5 protein-coding genes and 4 tRNA genes are annotated in these 5,731 nt (G+C 60.4%); 2 read left to right on the top strand and 7 right to left on the bottom strand.

Features of this window, described 5'->3' with window-relative positions; all coding sequences use genetic code 11:
- The 7 genes from AC4FAH_RS12800 to AC4FAH_RS12770 all read right to left on the bottom strand — a co-directional run.
- On the bottom strand, positions 1-532 hold a 532-nt coding region (locus tag AC4FAH_RS12800; protein ID WP_490246153.1), incomplete at its 3' end, for a ClpX C4-type zinc finger protein.
- 84 nt (positions 533-616) lie between these two features.
- Complete coding sequence (gene clpP / locus AC4FAH_RS12795) at positions 617-1,237, bottom strand: ATP-dependent Clp endopeptidase proteolytic subunit ClpP (protein WP_043331300.1); 621 nt, start codon at positions 1,235-1,237, stop codon at positions 617-619.
- A 122-nt stretch (positions 1,238-1,359) separates the two neighbouring features.
- A complete protein-coding gene (gene tig / locus AC4FAH_RS12790; RefSeq protein ID WP_153636283.1) occupies positions 1,360-2,712 on the bottom strand; it encodes a trigger factor in 1,353 nt (450 codons plus the stop codon).
- Between the two features lie 315 nt (positions 2,713-3,027).
- Positions 3,028-3,102: transfer RNA gene (locus AC4FAH_RS12785), tRNA-His, on the bottom strand.
- Positions 3,103-3,170: 68 nt separating this feature from the next.
- Positions 3,171-3,245: transfer RNA gene (locus AC4FAH_RS12780), tRNA-His, on the bottom strand.
- A 94-nt stretch (positions 3,246-3,339) separates the two neighbouring features.
- Positions 3,340-3,416, bottom strand: a tRNA-Arg gene (locus AC4FAH_RS12775).
- 86 nt (positions 3,417-3,502) lie between these two features.
- A tRNA-Pro gene (locus AC4FAH_RS12770) sits at positions 3,503-3,579 on the bottom strand.
- A gap of 604 nt (positions 3,580-4,183) precedes the next feature.
- On the opposite strand from AC4FAH_RS12770, the gene folD reads away from it, so the two are divergent.
- Together folD and mtnN are read left to right on the top strand one after the other, a co-directional pair.
- Entirely contained in the window at positions 4,184-5,053 is an 870-nt protein-coding gene (folD, locus tag AC4FAH_RS12765) for a bifunctional methylenetetrahydrofolate dehydrogenase/methenyltetrahydrofolate cyclohydrolase FolD (RefSeq protein WP_054555494.1), read from the top strand.
- Positions 5,054-5,138: 85 nt separating this feature from the next.
- A partial coding sequence (mtnN, locus tag AC4FAH_RS12760) for a 5'-methylthioadenosine/S-adenosylhomocysteine nucleosidase (protein ID WP_490246152.1) occupies positions 5,139-5,731 on the top strand: 593 nt, incomplete at its 3' end.

Genomic DNA, 5,731 nt, shown 5'->3' with positions numbered 1-5,731 from the left:
CCTTCTCGACATCGTAATCGCATTTCTGCAGCAGCTTCTGGATGATGTTCTCGACGTCCTCACCGACATAGCCCGCTTCGGTCAGGGTGGTCGCATCCGCGATGGTGAACGGGACGTTCAACAGGCGCGCCAGCGTCTCGGCCAGCAGCGTCTTGCCGCTACCGGTCGGGCCGATGAGCAGGATGTTGGACTTGCCCAGTTCCACTTCATCCGCGGCCTTCTGACCGGCACGCAGACGCTTGTAGTGGTTGTACACCGCCACGGACAGCACACGCTTGGCGCGGTCCTGGCCGATCACGTAATCGTCGAGAGTGGAACGAATCTCACGCGGCGCCGGCAGGCGATCATCATCACCTTCGGCGTCGGCTTCGAGGACCTCTTCGCGAATGATGTCATTGCACAGATCGACACATTCGTCGCAGATGTAGACGGAAGGTCCCGCGATCAGCTTGCGCACTTCATTCTGGTTCTTGCCACAGAAGGAGCAGTACAGCAGTTTGCCGTTCTCGTCCTTGCCTTTGCCGTCAGCCATTCGCGTACCTCTCAATGGCGGCGACTCCCCGGGGAGCCGCCGGAAATGCATGTTTGCCGACGTCAGGTCAGCCGTTTACGCGGATCACTCCACGTCGGGACGGCGTTCCAGCACGGCATCGATCAGGCCGTACTCCACTGCCTGATTGGCCGCCATGAAGTTGTCACGGTCGGTATCATTGGCAATGGTGTCGAAGTCCTGGCCAGTGTGGTGCGCGAGAATGCGATTGAGCTTCTCACGGATGGTCAGGATTTCCTTGGTGTGAATCTCGATATCCGTGGCCTGACCCTGATAGCCGCCCAGCGGCTGGTGGATCATGACGCGGGAATTCGGCAGCGCGTAGCGCTTGCCGGCGGCACCGCCTGCCAGCAGCAAGGCACCCATGCTGGCTGCCTGGCCGATGCACACGGTGGACACGTCGGGCTTGATGAACTGCATGGTGTCGTAGATCGCCATCCCTGCAGTCACGGAGCCACCCGGCGAGTTGATGTACAGATGGATGTCCTTGTCCGGGTTTTCAGACTCGAGGAACAACAGCTGAGCCACGACCAGATTGGCCATGTAATCCTCAACCGGACCCACAAGGAAGATCACCCGTTCCTTCAGCAGGCGGGAATAGATGTCATAGGCCCGTTCGCCGCGAGCATTCTGCTCGACAACCATCGGAACCAGACCGCCAGCATTCTTGATGTCGAAGTCGTTCATGGGGGCTTCCTTCATCCGATGACATTGATATCCATTGAGCATGCCACTTTACCCCGCCCACTGACCAGAGACCCGGCCGTAGCCGGGTCCTGGTCTAGCAAGCACTAGGGGTCAACCAAGCTTCAGGCTTGCTCGCCTTCGGCTTCAGCAGACTCTTCTTCTGCTTCTTCCTGCTGCTGTGCAGCCTGCAGGGCTTCCTGGTAGGACATGGCAACGTCCTTAACCTGAGCCTGTGCCAGCAGCTTGTCAACGGCCTTCTCTTCAAGCAGCACGGACTTGAGCTGGTTGCGAGCCTGTTCGTTGGAACCATAGTACTCGGTGACCTGAGCCGGGTCCTGGTACTGCTGAGCCATTTCTTCAACGCGAGCATTCAGCTCTTCGTCGCTGACGTCCATCTCGTTGCTGCTGACGACTTCGCTGAGCAGCAGGCCAGTCTTGACGCGCTGGACCGCCTGGTCCTGGAACAGCTCGCCCGGCAGCTGGGAGACGTCGAAGTCTTCGCCCAGACCGAACTGCTGTGCAGCCTGACGCTTCAGACCGTCGATTTCCTGGTCGGCCAGAGCCTGCGGCACGAGGATGTCGTTGGCCTTGGTCAGTTCGGCCAGCACCTGCTGCTTGACGCGATTCTCGATCGCGTTCTTCAGCTCACGCTGCATGTTCTTCTTCACTTCCACCTTGAAGCTTTCGACATCGGCAGCTTCCAGGCCGAACTGGGCGATGAACTCTTCGTTCACTTCCGGCAGTTCCTGAGCCTTGACGGCGTGGACCTTGACCTTGAAGGTCGCTTCCTGACCGGCGAGGTGCTCGGCCTGGTAGTCAGCCGGGAAGGAAACCTTGATTTCCTTGTCGTCGCCGGCAGCAGCGCCGACCAGCTGCTCTTCGAAGCCCGGGATGAAGCTGTTGGAGCCCAGCACCAGCTCGTGACCTTCTGCCTTGCCGCCTTCGAAGGCCTCTTCACCGAGGAAGCCTTCAAAGTCGATCTTGACCTGGTCGCCGTCAGCGGCAGCGCGCTCGACGTCGGTCCAGGAGGCGTTCTGCTTGCGCAGGGTCTCGATCATCTCTTCGACGTCGGCGTCGGTCACTTCAGCCTGCGGACGCTCGATTTCAGCGCCTTCGATCGGCTTCAGTTCGATTTCCGGGTAGATTTCCAGAGTCGCGACGAACTCCAGATCCTTGCCGGCTTCATCGACGGTCGCGTCGATCTTCGGCCAGCCAGCCGGGTTCAGTTCGTTTTCGGTGACGGCGGTCACGTAATGCTGGCGCATGATCTCGCCAACGATTTCGTTGCGCACGTCCTTGCCGTAACGCTGTTGCACCACTGCCATCGGCACGTGGCCCTTGCGGAAGCCGTTCAGACGAACGGTCTTGGCGGTTTCCAGAAGACGGGCGTTGACGGCCTGGTCGACTTCAGAAGCCGGCACCGTGATGGTGACCGTGCGCTCGATCGGAGAAGTCGTTGCGACAGAAGCTTGCATGAAAGTTCCTCTACCCACTGGTGGCGTTCGAATCATAAAGGCGAAGATTGTAGAAACCCCGCCACGCGCTGGCAAGCGCGGATATGACCCTTTCATATGGTGCCTTGGTCCAAGTTATTCAAGGACCCCGGCCATTTTCTGCTCCACCTACCCGCCAGACAGGCACCTGGAGCGCCCGGCAACCCGGAATCGTCATGCATGGAGCAGTGCGAAAAAACCAAAAAAAAGGAGGAGAAAGCCATTGGCCTTCTCCCCCTTTTGCGGCATGCCGCCCGCCCAAGTGGGCCAGGCAGCATCCTGATATTCATCGAGACGTGGGGTGGATGATGGGGTTCGAACCCACGACCACCGGAGTCACAATCCGGGGCTCTACCACTGAGCTACACCCACCACTTCTGGAGGTTGGACAGAAAGCCTGCCGTCTCCATCTCGTTGATACTGCTCAAGCTGACATGCAATGGGGTGGATGATGGGGTTCGAACCCACGACCACCGGAGTCACAATCCGGGGCTCTACCACTGAGCTACACCCACCACTGCATGAACATCTTCACATCGTCTGGTCGCAGTCATCAGGCTCAATGAAGAGCATTCCGACATCCACTTCGATAACGAATCGCTATCTCGATGGCACGCCCAGCAGGACTCGAACCTGCAACCTACGGCTTAGAAGGCCGTTGCTCTATCCGGTTGAGCTATAGGCGCAGAAACTAATGCTGCGAGTCAACCTCCGGACAAAGCCCTGAATACTGTTTCAGAAGACCGAAGCCTTGCGATACGTTGTATTCAAGTGGTCGGGATAGAGGGATTCGAACCCCCGACATCCTGCTCCCAAAGCAGGCGCGCTACCAGACTGCGCTATATCCCGAAACCGTCTTCAACCGACCGTCGAACCCCGTCGATGCGAGGCGTATTCTACCGAACTTTCGTCTGCGGTCAAGCCCTTACGTGAATTCTTTCCAAAAGATTCGTTTGCCCCTCGCGCTGTCATGCCAATGTCATGTCATGGGCTTTCACCCCTGCAGCCTCCAACATCTCTCCTTGCTGATACAAGACGCCTTACCTGTCATCGCCTCTGCCACTGACGCAGTGATGACTTGCGACGGCTGAGCGCCGCCGGTGGACTGACTATCGTCTTCACGCCTTCTGCCTCTCTGCCATCACCCTCCCCCATCCACCCCACCCTTCTCCTTACTCCGCTCTCTGCTTCACCCTTTGTCTTTCCCTTTGCTTCTACCTCTGCTTGCGCCTCTACAGAGGGAGCGTCAAGGCGACAACCGCATGACATGACCCCACTCTCTACTGCCTCCTGGCGCCGTCTTCTGGCCTGTCGGGCGCCCGTGAAAGACCTGACAGCCATGACAGCTTTCGACCAAGGTCGTCATTCGGCGTTGACTGGAGGGCAAGGCATGCGAAAATTGGCCATCGTTGTCCCTCCTGCATTTATCGCCCACGAGAAGGAATGATCGCTGATGTCAGCACAACTGATAGATGGCAAGGCCATTGCCGAACGCGTACGCCAACAGGTAGGCCGTCAGGTCGATGCGCGTCGTGATGCCGGTGAACGTATTCCGGGGCTTGCCGTCGTGCTGGTCGGTGAAGACGCGGCGTCCGAGGTCTATGTCCGCAACAAGCACCTCGCCTGCGAGAAGGCTGGCATTCTCTCCACCCAGCACCGCCTGTCCGCTGACACCACGCAGCAGGAACTGGAAGCTCTGGTCGACCAGCTGAATGACGACACCAGCATCGACGGCATCCTGGTGCAGCTGCCGCTGCCGGCGCATCTCGATTCACGCCCGATTCTCGAGCGCATTCGTACCGACAAGGACGTGGACGGCTTCCACCCCTACAACCTCGGTCGTCTGGCGCAGCGCCTGCCGGTAATGCGCCCCTGCACCCCCAAGGGCATCATGACGCTGCTGTCCGAGAGCGGCCTGCAGGTGCGCGGCATGGACGCCACCATCGTGGGCGCCTCCAACATCGTCGGTCGCCCGATGTCACTGGAGCTGATGCTGGCCGGCTGCACCACCACCGTCTGCCACCGCTTCACCAAGGACCTGGAGAGCAAGGTCCGCCAGGCAGACCTCGTCGTGGTCGGCGTCGGCAAGCCGGGCCTGGTCAAGGGTGAGTGGATCAAGGAAGGCGCCATCGTCATCGATGTGGGCATCAACCGCCTCGACAACGGCTCGCTGGTCGGTGACGTGGAGTTCGCCCCGGCGGCGGAGCGCGCAGGCTGGATCACGCCGGTACCGGGCGGCGTCGGCCCGATGACCGTTGCCTCGCTGCTGGAGAACACCCTGTTCGCCGCCGAGCTGCACGATGCCCAGCTGGCCGGCAAGTAAGCACGCACCCTCTCGCTGACACCTCCCCCGGCCGCGGGGCATCGCATGACAGGATGCCCCGCAGGCCCTGCTTCAGGATTTCACCATGTCCCTCAAGACACTTGGCATCATCGGCGCCATGGCCGAGGAAGTCGCCATCCTCGCCGAGCTGCTGGAAGACAGCACCACGACTCAACATGCCGGCTCCACCTTCCACGTCGGCCAGCTGCACGGCCTCAAGATCGTGCTGCTGCAGTCCGGCATCGGCAAGGTCAATGCCGCCGTGGGCGCCTGCCAGCTGATCGAGCGCTACCAGCCGGACGCCATCATCAACACCGGTTCCGCCGGGGGCTTCGCCTCTGATCTGGAGATCGGCGACGTGGTCATCTCCAGCGAAGTGCGTCACCACGACGTCGATGCCGTGGTGTTCGGCTACGAATACGGCCAGGTGCCGCAGATGCCGGCCGCCTACCCGTCAGACCCGGCACTGGTGAAGATCGCGCGTGAGTGCGTCGAAGCCCAGGGCGAGATCAAGGCGCGTGAAGGCCTGATCTGCACCGGCGACATCTTCATGGCTGACCCGGAGCTGGTCGCGCTGACTCGCTCACGCTTCCCGGACATGCTGGCCGCCGAGATGGAAGCCGCCGCCATCGCCCAGACCTGCTTCGTCTATGAGATGCCGTTCGTGGTCATCCGTGC

The sequence above is a fragment of the Cobetia sp. genome (assembly GCF_983723665.1).
Note: the sequence above shows the minus strand (reverse complement) of the source record. Positions and strands in the feature narration are given on the sequence as shown.